This window comes from Rhizobium leguminosarum, from assembly GCF_001679785.1.
Taxonomy (GTDB): Bacteria; Pseudomonadota; Alphaproteobacteria; order Rhizobiales; family Rhizobiaceae; genus Rhizobium; species Rhizobium leguminosarum_R.
This window is the reverse complement of record NZ_CP016287.1, coordinates 1,153,812-1,167,043: the sequence shown is the minus strand read 5'-3', so window position 1 is coordinate 1,167,043 and position 13,232 is coordinate 1,153,812. Positions and strand designations below refer to the sequence as shown.

General features: G+C 57.0%; 12 protein-coding genes and 1 pseudogene. 4 read left to right on the top strand and 9 right to left on the bottom strand.

Annotated elements, in window-relative coordinates; genetic code table 11:
* Position 1: 1 nt before the first annotated feature.
* Together BA011_RS29930 and BA011_RS29925 are read right to left on the bottom strand one after the other, a co-directional pair.
* Entirely contained in the window at positions 2-769 is a 768-nt protein-coding gene (locus tag BA011_RS29930; protein WP_065283464.1) for an AAA family ATPase, read from the bottom strand.
* Positions 770-771: 2 nt separating this feature from the next.
* Positions 772-1,263 carry an exonuclease SbcCD subunit D C-terminal domain-containing protein gene (locus BA011_RS29925; RefSeq protein WP_186806579.1) on the bottom strand — a complete coding sequence of 164 codons (492 nt, stop codon included), beginning with the start codon at positions 1,261-1,263 and terminating at the stop codon, positions 772-774.
* Between the two features lie 287 nt (positions 1,264-1,550).
* Between BA011_RS29925 and tnpA the strand changes: the two genes are divergently transcribed.
* From tnpA to tnpC, 3 genes are read left to right on the top strand one after another with little or no spacing between them, the layout of a single operon-like run.
* Positions 1,551-1,979 (top strand): IS66-like element accessory protein TnpA, encoded by a 429-nt coding sequence (gene tnpA / locus BA011_RS29920; protein ID WP_065282713.1) that lies wholly within the window; start codon positions 1,551-1,553, stop codon positions 1,977-1,979.
* A complete protein-coding gene (gene tnpB / locus BA011_RS29915) occupies positions 1,976-2,326 on the top strand; it encodes an IS66 family insertion sequence element accessory protein TnpB (RefSeq protein ID WP_064246224.1) in 351 nt (116 codons plus the stop codon). The genes tnpA and tnpB overlap by 4 nt, the downstream gene beginning before the upstream one ends.
* A gap of 47 nt (positions 2,327-2,373) precedes the next feature.
* A complete protein-coding gene (gene tnpC / locus BA011_RS29910) occupies positions 2,374-4,017 on the top strand; it encodes an IS66 family transposase (RefSeq protein WP_064246225.1) in 1,644 nt (547 codons plus the stop codon).
* Here tnpC and BA011_RS29905 read toward each other — a convergent pair.
* The 4 genes and pseudogenes from BA011_RS29905 to BA011_RS29885 form a co-directional block, all read right to left on the bottom strand.
* Complete coding sequence (locus BA011_RS29905; protein ID WP_041365332.1) at positions 3,986-4,231, bottom strand: DUF6429 family protein; 246 nt, start codon at positions 4,229-4,231, stop codon at positions 3,986-3,988. The two genes, tnpC and BA011_RS29905, sit on opposite strands and share 32 nt — an antisense overlap.
* A gap of 216 nt (positions 4,232-4,447) precedes the next feature.
* Positions 4,448-5,971 carry an ISNCY family transposase gene (locus BA011_RS29900; RefSeq protein WP_065279116.1) on the bottom strand — a complete coding sequence of 508 codons (1,524 nt, stop codon included), beginning with the start codon at positions 5,969-5,971 and terminating at the stop codon, positions 4,448-4,450.
* A 157-nt stretch (positions 5,972-6,128) separates the two neighbouring features.
* Positions 6,129-6,728 (bottom strand): annotated as a pseudogene (gene sbcD, locus BA011_RS42630) (exonuclease subunit SbcD); the annotation flags it as partial.
* Between the two features lie 128 nt (positions 6,729-6,856).
* Entirely contained in the window at positions 6,857-7,087 is a 231-nt protein-coding gene (locus tag BA011_RS29885) for a hypothetical protein (protein ID WP_065283461.1), read from the bottom strand.
* Positions 7,088-7,497: 410 nt separating this feature from the next.
* Between BA011_RS29885 and BA011_RS29875 the strand changes: the two genes are divergently transcribed.
* Complete coding sequence (locus BA011_RS29875; RefSeq protein WP_065283459.1) at positions 7,498-8,310, top strand: hypothetical protein; 813 nt, start codon at positions 7,498-7,500, stop codon at positions 8,308-8,310.
* A gap of 140 nt (positions 8,311-8,450) precedes the next feature.
* Here the strand turns inward: BA011_RS29875 and BA011_RS29870 are convergent, their stop codons facing one another.
* The 3 genes from BA011_RS29870 to BA011_RS29860 all read right to left on the bottom strand — a co-directional run bounded on the left by BA011_RS29870 (position 8,451) and on the right by BA011_RS29860 (position 13,049).
* Positions 8,451-9,389 (bottom strand): nucleotidyl transferase AbiEii/AbiGii toxin family protein, encoded by a 939-nt coding sequence (locus BA011_RS29870; RefSeq protein WP_065283458.1) that lies wholly within the window; start codon positions 9,387-9,389, stop codon positions 8,451-8,453.
* The gene (locus BA011_RS29865; protein ID WP_065283457.1) at positions 9,382-9,975 is read right to left on the bottom strand and encodes a DUF6088 family protein; all 594 of its coding nucleotides are present in this window, start codon (positions 9,973-9,975) and stop codon (positions 9,382-9,384) included. Before BA011_RS29865 ends, BA011_RS29870 begins: the two co-directional genes overlap by 8 nt.
* A 434-nt stretch (positions 9,976-10,409) precedes the next feature.
* Positions 10,410-13,049: an AAA family ATPase gene (locus tag BA011_RS29860; protein WP_065283456.1), complete on the bottom strand. Its 2,640-nt coding sequence runs from the start codon at positions 13,047-13,049 to the stop codon at positions 10,410-10,412.
* Positions 13,050-13,232: the final 183 nt, after the last annotated feature.

Sequence of the window (13,232 nt, the reverse complement as noted above, 5' to 3'; positions counted from 1 at the left end):
CTCACTCACTCCACAATGCGGCCCAACTCGGATGCGTACCGTCCTCCAGTGCTGCACGGCTCTCATCCGTCAGTATGTGGTGGCCCTCGCGCCGCTGAACCAACGCCGAATGCGCCTGGCGGGCAGCCTCGGTGCGCTCATAGATGCGCGACGATATCGCTCGGTAGAGGCCAGTGCCTGTTACTTTTTCTAAAAGACCGGCACGATCATTGGTATCGGCGCGAAGAAAGGCATCAAAATCGCCCTGTGCAAGCAAGACCGTGCGGCGGAACTCGTCGTAGGAAAATCCTGTTAGCTCGATGATTTGATCGGTTACAATTGTGGCCTGACTGGCAAGTACTTGTCCGTCCGATGCGCGCGCCAGTGAACGCGAGACGTTCTGCAATTGCCCATCGACCTTATCGCGGGCACGCCGCGCCTGCCAACGAGCGACATAATCCTGCCCGTCGCGCGCAGTGAAGCGGACTTCGGCCCAGCCTTGCGCGGCGCCACGACGCAGGACCGCACGGGAATCGCGTGCCTTAATGGCCTTGCCGGACGGGTCCGGCACTTCGTCGCCAGCGGACCCAGCAAGGCGTGGGGCGTCGCCGTAAAGCGCCAGGCACATAGTGTCGAGGATTGAGGATTTGCCCGCACCGGTCTCGCCGGTGATCACAAAGAGACCCGCGCCCGCCAATGGTGCTGCAGTAAAGTCGATGGCGAACGGCTGGGCAAGGCTTGCGATGTTCTGGCCCGAAATGGAGAGGATTCGCATGAGATCAAAACTCAACTTTAGATTTCGGACAGGGCATCACGGAAGGCGGCCAGATGCGCCGTATCCGGTTCGACACCATGAGATTGGTGGAAAGCCATCAGGAAAAGATCTTCCGGCGAGGTATCGGAAAGGCTCGGTGGCGGTATTTCAGGTGTGGTTACGTCCCCGGGCCGGGCGATCGATAGGCCTGCAAGTCGGACTGGTAGCGCCTCTATCAGTGCTTCGGCTTCGGCGGCGATCTGGGTTACCGGTCGGTCGGCAGTGAGCGACAGATAGACGAAAGGTTGCGCCTCACGAGGTGTGTCGGGCGACAGTTCCAAATTGCTCAGAGCCGAGGCGACCTCCGCCAGCGACGCGACACCGGTGCTTGGCAGGCGGTGTATTGGTACGGGTCGGGTTAGAGGGATATGTCGAGGTGCAAACCCCTCATCGAGATCGAGCAGCGTAACGCCGTGATCATAGCCAGTTTCGGCTGCGGACAGTGGGAAGGGCGAACCGCAATAGCGCACCCGTCCACCGTCAAGCGATTGGTGTCGGTGTAGGTGGCCAAGAGCTACATAGGATAGAGCGGGCGGGAAGATATCGGGCGGTACCGCATGTGCGCGGCGACAAACAAGGTGAGACTCGTATTGCCTCACCCAAGAGTGTTCCCGGAGAATAATGCCGTTGCCTCACTCGGATGTTCTCGAATGCCTCACGGGTTGTTAGTACGCATCCGAGTTGGGCCGCATTGTGGAGTGAGTGAGAGTGTGGATGCTCTGTCTATATAGACGGCAATATAGACGGTGCTTCACACATGGACTTGATGAATGATCTCACCGGGCATTTTAGCCGGATGGAGATTGTCGATAGCGGGCGTCGCCGGCGTTTCACGGATGAAGGGAAGCTAGCGATTGTGGCTGAGAGTTATAACGGCCCGCGGCAGGTGACGGCCACGGCGCAGCGTCATGGGATCACGCGCTGGCAGTTGAATGCCTGGCGCAGGGCCGCCCGGGAAGGACGGCTTGTCCACCGCTCGACAAACGGGTTTGTTCCAGCGATCGTCGTTGCCGAGCCGGTTGTTGCGAACACGCCACCTGCGGCGACTGTCGCTGTGCCGCCGCCTGTCAGCGACCACGGTCGCATGGAGGTGGTGAGTGCGAACGACCGGCGTGTGATCGTCGGTCGGGATGTCGACGTGGACGTCCTGCTGCGGATTATGCGGGGTCTGGAGACGTTGCGATGAACCCGTTTCCGATGGGAACGGGTGTCAAGGTTTGGTTGTCGACCGGACATACAGACATGCGGTGCGGCTTTCCTTCGCTAGCCCTTCGGGTGCAGGAAGTGTTGAAGCATGACCCGCTGGGCGGTCATCTGTTCTGCTTCCGGGGCCGCCGAGGTGATCTGGTAAAATTGATCTGGCATGATGGCCAGGGCGCATGCCTGTTCACGAAAAAATTGGAACGCGGCCGGTTTATCTGGCCGAATGTAGAGGGCGGCGCGGTGGCAATCACGCCGGCGCAGCTTTCTTATTTGCTGTCCGGAATTGACTGGCGAGCCCCTCAGGAAACCTGGCGCCCGACGCGGGTTTGAACGTCTTTTGCATTGAATTTGTTGGATAAATATGCTTCTATGACAGCATGTCGTTACCGCCTCTCTCACTGCCGGACGATCTTGCCAGCGCCCACGCCGCGTTGCTGGCGGAACGCGAGGCGCGGATACGCGCTGAGGCTGAAGCGAGCAGTGCAAAAGCAAAACTTTCCGGCATTGAGGCGCTCAACGCCCATCTGCAATTGCTGATCGCCAAGTTGGAGCGCGACAAACACGGTCCGAGCCGGGAGCGCACCCAGCGGCTGATCGACCAGATGGAATTGCAGCTTGAGGAACTGGTCGCTGATGCGACCGAGGATGAGCTTGCGTCAGAGGCGGCCTCAGCGAAAACACAGACCGTTCGTGCCTTCACCCGCAAGCGCCCGGTGCGCAAACCCTGGCCAGAAAATATTGAGCGCGAACGTCTCGTCGTCGACGCGCCGACCGCCTGCACCCATTGTGGCAGCGAGCGTCTGTCGAAGCTTGGTGAGGATACTACCGAGACGCTGGAGGAGGTCCCGCGCCGCTTCAAGATCGTCGAAACCGTCCGGGAGAAATTTACCTGCCGGGACTGTGGCTGCATCAGCCAGGCGCCGGCGCCTTTCCATGCCACGTCGCGCGGCTTCCTTGGCCCCAACCTTCTTTCCACGATCGTCTTCGACAAATTCTCCGAGCATCAGCCCCTGAACCGCCAAAGTCGCCGGTTCCGCAGCGAGGGGATTGATCTGTCAACCCAGACGCTCGCCGACCAGGTTGGCTACGTCAGCGCCGCCGTCAAGCCACTCTTCGATATGATCGAAACCCACGTGTTTGCGGCCGAGCGCCTCCACGGCGATGACACCACCATCCCGATCCTGGCCAAGGGGCAGTGCATTACCGGCCGCATATGGACTTACGTTTGCGACGACCGGCCATTTGGCGGGCAGTCGCCGCCGGCTGCCGTCTTCTACGCCTCCAGCGACCGGCGTGGCGAACATCCGCAACGACATTTGGCCGAGTTCACCGGCATCCTGCAGGCCGATTGCTACAATGGCTTCAATCCGCTCTTCGACCGGAGCAGGAAACAAATCCCGGTAACGCCAGCCTTCTGTTTTGCCCATGCGCGGCGAAAGTTCTTCGAGCTGGCCGATGTCTCTCGCAGTGCCCGGCGGGGCAAGGGCTTGAGGCCTGTCTCTGCGACGGCGCTGGAAGCGGTCAAACGCATCGATGCGCTGTTTGACATCGAGCGCGACATCAACGGCAAAAGCGCCGAAGAGCGCCTTGCCGTGCGCCAGGAAAAGAGCAAGCCGCTGCTCGACGAACTGGAGGCTTGGTTCAGGCTGGAACTCGAAGGCCTGTCGCGATCCTCACCGGTGATTGAACCCATCAACTATATGCTGTCGCGCTGGGCCGACTTTGCCAGATACGCCGACGACGGCAGGATCTGCATGACGAATAACGCGGCGGAAAGAGCCCTGCGCGGGGTTGCATGTGGAAGAAAAAACTGGAGCTTCGCCGGATCCGAGCGGGGCGCCGACCGGGCGGCCATCATGCTGACCCTTATTACGACGGCCCGCCTCAACGACATCGACCCGAAGGCTTGGCTCGCAGATGTGCTGACGCGCATCGCAGATCTTCCCGTCTCCCGCCTGCGTGAGCTCTTGCCTTGGGAATGGAAGAGGATCAAGGCGGTGGCGATATCGGTTGCCGCGTAAACAGCGTCCGAAACAGCTCCTCCGACCGCCGCAGACCCTCGTCCGTCAGCACCAGCGACTTCGACTTGTTCACCGGGTCGCCGATCATGCCCTTCTGATGCAAGCGATCCGTCGTTGCCCAGTCAAAGCCCTTCCAGGCACAACGCTCGTTATGCAGCGTTAGCCACAACAGCGCCAAAACGGCATCGTCGATCTTGTCCTCATCGATCTCCATGAACCCGACGTTACCACGCGAACCCCATTAAGTCCTGCGGCCCACCTCGGATGGATACGGTTGTTACGATCTTGTCCCCGCACCTGGTGCAAGGTGACGGAGGTAGCGAAGCCGCTCGCGAGCGCGCCCTCAATAGCGCTGTAGCGAGCGGGCGGCTTCGCGGGCGTTCATCATGTTTTCCGCGGGTTGTCGAAGGCCAACCTGGCGGTAAGAGCCTCACTGCACGACCTCTACGTTTTGCGTCTGCCGCGCGGCATCGGCGAATGGCCCGAACACCAGCGCATTGGCCTGTGTACTGCGCCAGATCTTCATTCGACGCTGCACGGTCCGAATGAGGCCGTCGGGATACACGCCGGGGTATTTGACCTGCAAGCGTTCAAGCAACTCTCGCGAAGTTCGCCAAGGCTCCGCCTCGAACCAATCCTCGAGTTCGGCAGTGACGGCGAGTAGAGGATCGGGCCTCCGCCGCTCTCGCTTGGCCGCTGGCTTGGAGCGGGCAGTCGGTTTCACTTCACCACCACGCCAAGCAATCCGTAAGCCAGACAGAAAGTCTTCGAGCGGTAATGCCTCGCCGTCGGTGGCAGGCGGACCATCAGGCTTGTCAGCAATTTCGACCAATCTCTCTTGTGCCAGCCGTATGTCGCGGAGCAGCCGAACCGGATCGAGCGTCAGGTACATCGCCTTGAGCCGAAGGCATGTATCCTCCGGCGTGCGTGCGTCGTCAAGCAGCCGCTGATAAGGCGTGGCGGGACGATGATAGCGCTTGATCACCTTGGCTCCGTCACGGTGCTTTTCTTTCAGCTTGAATGATGGCTGAAAGAAATTCACGAACAACCGCATTGAGGAATAAAGCTTGGCCAGCTCCCGGGTGGCTCGCAGCCCCTCGAAGCGTCGGTATCCAACGATCTTGCGCACGATCGCGCCATTCTTCTGCTCGACAAATGCCTGGTCGTTCTTTCGGTAGGGGCGGCAACGGGTGAGTTCGATATTATCTCGCAAGCAATACTCATGAACGCTCTCGTTCATGAACACACTGTCGTTGTCGGTGTCGAAGCCCAGCAGCGGGAACGGCAGCAACTTGCGCAGTTCGGTCAACGCAGTGATCAGTACCGTTTGCTCGCGAACCAGCAGCGGCGCGCATTCCGTCCAGCCCGTGGCTATATCGGTCAACACCAGCGTTTGCGAGAAGGCACCTCTCGCGTACGGGCCGGAATGAGAAACGAGATCAGCCTCGACAAAGCCGGGTGCGGGGTCATCCCAATCCGAGAACGTTCGAACGGGAACACTACGCCGAATCGCCGTTGATCCTTTCCGGCGCCGCGGACCCGTGGCGCTCGCTTTAATCTCCTTGAGGACTCGATCAATCGTCGCTGGGCTCATCGTCAAGAGTTGCCGGCGCGTCTCGCTATTCATATCGCCATGTCCATGACGTTCCATCGCTTCGATCAGTGTTGGCAACAGGGGGTGTAGTCGCTTGCCGCAAATTCGATCCGACGCCTCCCAAACAACGACGAGCGCCGCCCGCACGTCATCGCCGTAAACCCGGCGCCCTGGCCGAGGACCACCCTTCGCCGGTTCGCGTTCTCCTCGCAGCAGTCGCATCGCATGCTTGCGATGAAAGCCCGTGAGCGCCACGAACTCGTCCAACATCCTCGCCTTCTCGGCCCGCCCGCCTAACACATAGCGACAACTGATCGCCGCCACCAATTCCACACGTGTCGCCATGCTTACCTTCCTCATCAAAGCTCCCGAGGTTGATTCGTCGGGAGCAATTTAGATGAGGCAATAACCCATTCTCAGGGAGCAGTTCAGGCGAGGCAATGCGGCGTCTCATCCTGATCGTCGCGCTATACGCATGTTCACCGCCGATAAGGATCCGCCGTTCCGCCCCTTCAGATTCGAGGCCGCCGGCACAGGTTAGATGCCCCATGGCAATGATTGGCAATCCGCCTGCGTGAACCTTAGCTGCATCCGACATCGCCAAATGCAAAGCTCGGACCGCGGCGGTGACTGCAGGTTCGGCTCCGCCGACCGCACCCAATTGCAGCCCTGGAAGGTCAGCCTGTCGCAGGAAGGGTACAGCCAGCACATGCGCGCGGACCGCGCCGGTACTATCACTCAATGGGATGAGATGACGGTCAATGTCTACACCGCCAGCCCCGCGTCGCAGTGTGCCTAGCACATGCACGCCAAGCGCTTTCAGCAAGGCCTCGGGCGCCTCAAGCCGCTGTGCTGGGTCATGATTTCCTGCCGTCATCACGATTTGCAACTTGGGATTTACACGCAAAAAACCGGCGATGGCGGCATAGAGCAATCGCTGCGCTTCGCCCGATGGATTGATGCCGTCAAACACATCGCCTGCGATAAGGAGCACGTCAATGCGCTCGGTCACAATCACATCACGTACAGATTCAAAAAAGGCCCCGTGCTCATACTCGCGAGACCAACCGTTCAGGGTTTGGCCGATGTGCCAGTCAGCAGTGTGCAGGATACGCATCGGGTTTTCCTCGGGCTTTTTTAATTGGGGTACTTCGTGCTGGTGGGTTAGTGGATCATGTGTAGAAATTTCCACGATTTCCGAAGAGCAATCGCGGATAAGATTAGATGAAAAAAACTGCTCCAGCTTCATCGCTTCGATGCGTATCGCTTGGCCACGTTTTTGTTGATGTAGGAATTCAAACCTTCACCGGCATTCGCGAAGCGCTTCATCTGCTCAATATGCCCGGCACCTGCGCTGGCATAGGTATACGTGTAGCAACGCTGAGGTCCGCGATCGAACTCAACTTCGATCCAGTCTGCGCCGTAGCGGTAGGAAACGACCCCAGAGTCGCCGTCCAAGTCACGATATGCAGGCATGCTTGACCTCATTTTTCATCGTTGAAGAGCTCCAGTGTTCGGTTGTCTCGGCGCCGGCTCATCCCTTCACCGAGATGCAGGCACCAATGTTTTGTTCTCCTCAGCTCCTTCCTCGCTTCGAAATGAACCCATCCGCCCCTCGGCATGCGAACGCTGACGACCTCAGTTCCGCAAAGGGGGCAGGGATGGTGGTAGCTGTCGCGCTTTGATGTTTCATCTGTCGAATAACAGACGATGGTTCCGCAGACCGAGGTGATCTTCCCGGAGCGAAGACGCCGCGTGTGTGATTTCCTGGAACTCCATCGGTGGGCCATCGTGACAACTTCTCCTTCGACGTGGAAAAAGCATCTAATTTTTATACGTATAATTTTTATATAGACTAAGGCGAGGAGTAAAGCTAGATAAATTCCATGACGATCAATGACCTCAAATATGCCCAGCGCGAGCGCGTGATTTTTCTGGACCGGTGCCTGACTTGGCGAGGTGCTGCAAACCGGCGGGACCTGATCGATCGTTTTCGAATATCCAGCGCTCAAGCGGCGATCGATTTCCGGACCTACCTGCAGTTGGCTCCCGTTCCACCAGATTATGATCCCGTGCGGAAGGCCTACATTGCGCGCGCAAATCATCAGTCGCTGATGACGCCCAGCCTAACCACCGACTTTGAGGTTCTGGAGGATGCCGAAGACGGCGAAAGTGGCTCGGCTTCAGTACCGCGGCCCTTTCGTCAAGCCGATGCGGCAATCGTCGCGCGACTTTACAATGTGATGAGAACGGGAAAAGCAATTCATGTTTCCTACACGTCGATGACGACAGGTGCTGACGAAGGACAGTGGCTGGCGCCGGTTCGGTTCACATCGGATGGGGAGAACGTCCATCTCAGGGCATTCAGCTTCAAGCACCAAGCTTATCGTGACTATCTTCCGATCCGCTTTAGCCCGTCGAGTTCCTTTGACGAACGCCAATTGGACCAAGCTTTGCCTTTGGATGAAGAGTGGCGCACGCGAGCTCGCATTTTCCTGCGTCCCCACGCAGCTCTGTCCGCTGAGCAGGCCGCGATAGTGAGCAAAGAGTATGGTTTTTCAGGTGAGCTGCTAGTGGTAGTGGTTCGCCAGGCGATGGAATTTTATCTGAAACGCCGATGGCGTCTTGAGGAGAAAAACGCGCGACTGCAGATTGTCAAAATTGAACATGAGCCTTGGGGCGACGGAAGGGAAGGTTAAGAGACCATCCCCTCCCAGCTCGATTCGGTTGGTAAATTGAAGCCGGGTACGCAAGGCGAGAGTGTCCGGCTCGCATATCAATGCGTATTGGAGTGGGCTTCGTTTAAATGAGCGCACTGAAGGAAGCCGCCGCACACCCTTTACAGCCTTTCGGCAAATTCACGGATTCGTTGCATAATCTCCGAGAACGTTGGTCGCCTCAAATGGTATAGCGAGCGCGTGCTTTCATAAGCTCTCTCATATTCAGCGAAAATCGATGGTTCCAGAAGGCCGAAGGCAGGATTGATTGTTAGGTCCCGTTCTTCCGATCGAAAACGTCTTTCCTTATGGTCGAGGTACGGTTGGCTTCCCACGAACGCCTGGACATCGGCGTTTCCAAGTAAACAGAAAATGTCATAGTAGTGGCGCAGAAAATTCACCGGAAATTCGCCGGTCAGTCTCTGTATGCGATACTTTGTGGAGATCGTCTGGAGCTTTTCAACAAGCGTATACCCCGGGTGATAGCACAGGATGCCCAGCGCACGATTGTCGATGATGTCGACCCTATCTACTGCATAGTCATAGGCCCAAGAACTGATGTCCGCCGCCTCGTTTGGTGTGACGTCGTCGAAACCAACTTCGAGAAGGACACCGTCCTTGAGATCGACGGCTTCCGTTGAAGTCGGTTTGTAGAGCAAGCGGATGCCACCACTACGAAATTTTACATCGTCGAACGCCCGGTCACGCTCGACCACCTCAATTCCATCGATCGAAATATTATGAGCGAGCCAGTCATAGAACGCTTGCCGGCTCTCGACCTGCTTCGGTTTGTTCTGGTTGCGGCCAGTTGCGACACCGAGCGTCTCTGGAGGGTCTATCCGAAGATCGATGTCTTCCGAGAACCTCTCAATAAGGCCAAAGCCCTTGGATAGCGACGTTCCGCCTTTAAGCTCAAATTGAAATCCAGCCTGTTTCAGGGTGAACAGGCAATGCATGATCCAATAGTCTTTTTCGACCAAGGCGGGGATGATCCCCATATCTTCGCCGACAATCCTGATCAGGTCCGCGAACTCAGGATGGCGGTGAAGATATTCAGGCATGCAACTGGGCTTGCTCTTCGAGGACTTCGCTGAAGAACCGCTTGGCCCGTACCCCGCCGTAATCATCAACCGCTCGCTTCAGCGCACTCGAGTCCAGCGCCTTGGCTTTGGCTTTCACCTGTTTGAGGACCACGCTTTCGCCTTCAGCGAGGCGTTTGACGTTGTTCACGAGATCGACCAGCAGGAATTCCTTGCTCAGCGTTTCGGGGAACTCAGCCTTCTTGCGAAAGTCATAGAGGCGGTTGCCGAGCTTGAACTGCCCATGACGCTTTCTGTTGTAGACAACGGTGTGATTGTAGAGCTGGGTCGTCCCAACACCGAGGGCATTATAAGCATTCGGTGTCGTCAGCAAAAATCTCTTGTCTTTGAGAAAGGCTTCAACCAAATCTTTCTCGTCGGCCGGAGCTTTACCGAATGCCGTCTGTTTCGGGCGCAGATAGACCCCTGCTGAAACTTTCGTCAGTTCGCCCGCATCCACAAGCGCGCGCAAATCGCGATCGACCGCCGCAGACCATTTTGTGAGGTCTGCACGCCGGTAGACTTTGCCTGGCGTTAATCGCCTTTTCAACTCATCGAATTTTGCCATCGTGTTTCACCTCGACCCCAATGTAGTTCATTGATCGAAACCTGCAAGTTTTTTTATCCAAAATTCATGCAAAACCTACTGCATGTCGTTTCTCCCAATTTTCCAGGTCGTCAGCCGCTTCCGGGCTGGACTGTTCTCGACCCGAAGAGCACCCGCCGGCAAAGGGAGAAGGAGTTCTTCATCCATTTTCGTCAGAGCCAGCCAGTGCTCCCAATCAGGGGGCTATCAAAGAGTTAGTTGACGCAAGCGGGACGGCGCCTGAGAATTTCGCGGACCTTCGACGATACCGGGAGCTGGCGAGGCGCTACAGTTTTGAGAGCTTCCACAATATCCACTGGCAAATGGAAGGCCGTGACGGCGGATCATGGCGATGAGTCCAGAGTGTCGCAGGTCAGTGGGAGTTGGCGTGCGTGAGGGAGTGGAGCAACATGTTCTTATTTCTTCATGCTAGGACGCTTAACCTCGGCCGCTTTGCTTTCCGCTTTGAGGTCTTCGATTAAATCCTCGATGAATTTGATATCGGTGTCAAACTCATCTGGGGTTGGGACAGAAACGGTTGCGGATGCCGGATTGTCGTGACTGTAGGTGTTGACGCGCGACATTCCTTCGTGAAAACGGATTGCCAACGCGTCTGGGAGATGGACGAAACGCAGTTTCTGCGTCTCGATTCGATCAACACCGCGGCGCACGACATCGCAGAAAATGAACTCCTCCACCAACCGCTCATATGTGTCACGCAGGCGCCCGTAGAGGTTCTTGACTGCAAACTCGTAGTCGGCGGGGCTGACCGAATGCTGTTTGCGTACTGAGGAGAAGTCATTCTTGATCGGCCCAAGTCTTTTGGAAACAGAAAGCCCCCTCCATGCAACGCCCGCTGGATCGACCTTGCCGGCGTTCGCTCCGTCCGAAAACAAGCCGATAGTGGCCGTCTTGATCCCACGATCATCAGCCTCGCGACACAGGTCGTTGAAGAATATTAGGTCGTGTGTGAAAACGATGACTTGGCGGCTTTTGGCCTCCTCTGCGATACGCGCAGCGACCTTAAGTCCGCGGTCGCGGTCAAGCGACGATACCGGGTCATCGATGACGATCGGTCCCGAGCCCTCCGTCACCGTGACCTCGGTAAAGAAGGCGGCGAGCGCCAACGCACGTTGCTCGCCTTCGCTCAGTATCTCTGACGTAAGCTTGGCCAGCGCTGTACCGGTACTGGTTTGGAATGAGGCTTTGGTCTGCCCGCTCTTCCTCGCCAGCCCGATTTTAAGGTGGGTGATGTCGAGATAACCGCGTTCCTCATCGAACCGATCAGACACCACCTTGGTCAAATGGAGATCGATCAGTTCGTTTGCCTTCTGCGTGATCCCCTTCGTGTTGACCTCTGTGAGGGCAGCTGCGAAACGGCCGTCGTCTTGCAGCAGGTTACGGCGTTTGATGAGGCGATCTTTTGCTGCGGATAACACCTTGCGGTCCAATAGTTCGTTCTGCTCCGCAACAATCTTCTGGCGTTGTTCGAATTCACCTGATTGGGCGAGCGCTTCCGCTTCTTTCAGCAGGGCCGCACGCAATTCTGTCAAGCTCGCCACCGGAGATGCCAGTAGGCTTTGGGAACCAAACGTTTCCTGCTTCCCTGTCAAGATGGTCACAGCTACTTCGCGCCGCTGTTCAACGGCGGATTTGAACAAAGCAACTGTTGTAGCAACGTGATCGTTGCGCTTGCGGAGTTGATCCAGTCGGGTCGCCCAGTCCTTCGCCGCCATGACGGTGAGTTGCGGTAAATTTGTGAAGGTCTCCTCGACCACCAATTCCGCGGAGTTTGCCTCTGCGGCAAGGGCTCCGGTAACGAAGGTCTCGAATCGAGTCATCCGCTCGGAAGCCTCCTCGAGCAAAGGTTGCTGGCACAGCACACAGCTGGCTGGTTGGGCGGCCTCCACCAAAACCGGATATTCCGCATCCGGATAGGCGTCAGAAATGGAATACTCTCGCGCAGCCAGCCACAATCGGCGCCATGTTTCGCCACCGATACCTGGTAAAGGATCACTTGCGAAAAGTTCGGCAGCTTGAAACCCAGCGGCTTTGCGTGCCTCGAGCGCACTCTTATGGGTGCTCCTATAATGGTTGAGCTTTGCATCCATAAGGGCTCCCTCGAACCCCTCACATTCAGCAATCAGGGTTTTAATCCACGCGGCCAGTGCGGTGATGTCGGCAGCCGAAGCTATGCTTGCAGCAAGCAAAGTGGAAAGTTCGCTGAGACGTTTTTCGTCATCGGCCGAGAATACCGTTGCCTTGGCAATCTGCTCGTCCGTGGTCTTGGCACCGACCGTACTGTTAAACGCCTGCGCGCTTGTATCGCGCGCCTGCGCGAAAGCGACCGTCAGGATGTTGATCTGGTCGGTGACCGGCTTGCGCTCGGCATCGAGGTGCTCCTTCAGGATAAGGCAGAGTTCGTTGAGCTTGTGTGGAAGGGCGAGGCCGAAGGGCAGGAATTGAATGTGGTTGCCTGAGTCAACATAAAGCTGTGCGGCGCTGGTATCGAAAACTGCGACCTGAAGGAGGTCCTCTTGTGCTACGGCACCTGCCGTCCAGGTTATGGGGACATCACCGGCGCCAAGATCTATGACAATCTCGGCTGTTTGTGGACCACCCGACGAACCGTAGACATCAGCCAGAACTTTGAGTTTGGCTGCATTTTCTATCCGTGTCCGGCACGCGGTTCGAAAAATCCGAACGAATCCGCTCTTCCCGCTACCATTCTTGCCGTAAGCGACTGTCAACCCGGCGGGTTCAAAGGTCAGGTTCGCTGACGGCACAAGGCGGTTGACGTTTGTGACTTTGCGTATTGATTTCAATTGAAGCGGCTGGCCACTTCCTGCACCTGTGAGATGCGTCTTGTTCAATGCAACGGGTGCAGGTGGCGCGGCAGTGAACGTGAAGCCGACTTTGTGTTTGATCAGGTTTAGAATTTCCTGATGATCGTTGGCTGTCAGGACCGGCGAATTAGCCAAGCGGCGCAATGCATCCTGCCGCCATGGTGCCAGTTTGGTCGCCGACCAGAGTAAAATATCTTCTATCGCCCCCACAATTGCCTCCCCTTTTTTGAGAGAACTATCAACAACTCCCGGAAAAGTCGAAGTGAAAAATACTTCTCGTTATATTTGTGGGCGTTCGCCTTTGCCGCTGGCTCCACGATGTCTCGTTCTGCGATTTCGCATTTATTGGGACCCATTGAATTTGAAACAGTAGCGCGGCGAGCATCAGTTGTT

Coding starts and splice junctions, on each gene's coding strand:
- tnpA (WP_065282713.1), top strand. CDS start 1,551: ATGGACTTGATGAATGATCTCACCGGGCATTTTAGCCGGATGGAGATT.
- tnpB (WP_064246224.1), top strand. CDS start 1,976: ATGAACCCGTTTCCGATGGGAACGGGTGTCAAGGTTTGGTTGTCGACC.
- tnpC (WP_064246225.1), top strand. CDS start 2,374: ATGTCGTTACCGCCTCTCTCACTGCCGGACGATCTTGCCAGCGCCCAC.
- BA011_RS29905 (WP_041365332.1), bottom strand. CDS start 4,231: ATGGAGATCGATGAGGACAAGATCGACGATGCCGTTTTGGCGCTGTTG.
- BA011_RS29900 (WP_065279116.1), bottom strand. CDS start 5,971: ATGAGGAAGGTAAGCATGGCGACACGTGTGGAATTGGTGGCGGCGATC.
- BA011_RS29885 (WP_065283461.1), bottom strand. CDS start 7,087: ATGCCTGCATATCGTGACTTGGACGGCGACTCTGGGGTCGTTTCCTAC.
- BA011_RS29875 (WP_065283459.1), top strand. CDS start 7,498: ATGACGATCAATGACCTCAAATATGCCCAGCGCGAGCGCGTGATTTTT.
- BA011_RS29870 (WP_065283458.1), bottom strand. CDS start 9,389: ATGCCTGAATATCTTCACCGCCATCCTGAGTTCGCGGACCTGATCAGG.
- BA011_RS29865 (WP_065283457.1), bottom strand. CDS start 9,975: ATGGCAAAATTCGATGAGTTGAAAAGGCGATTAACGCCAGGCAAAGTC.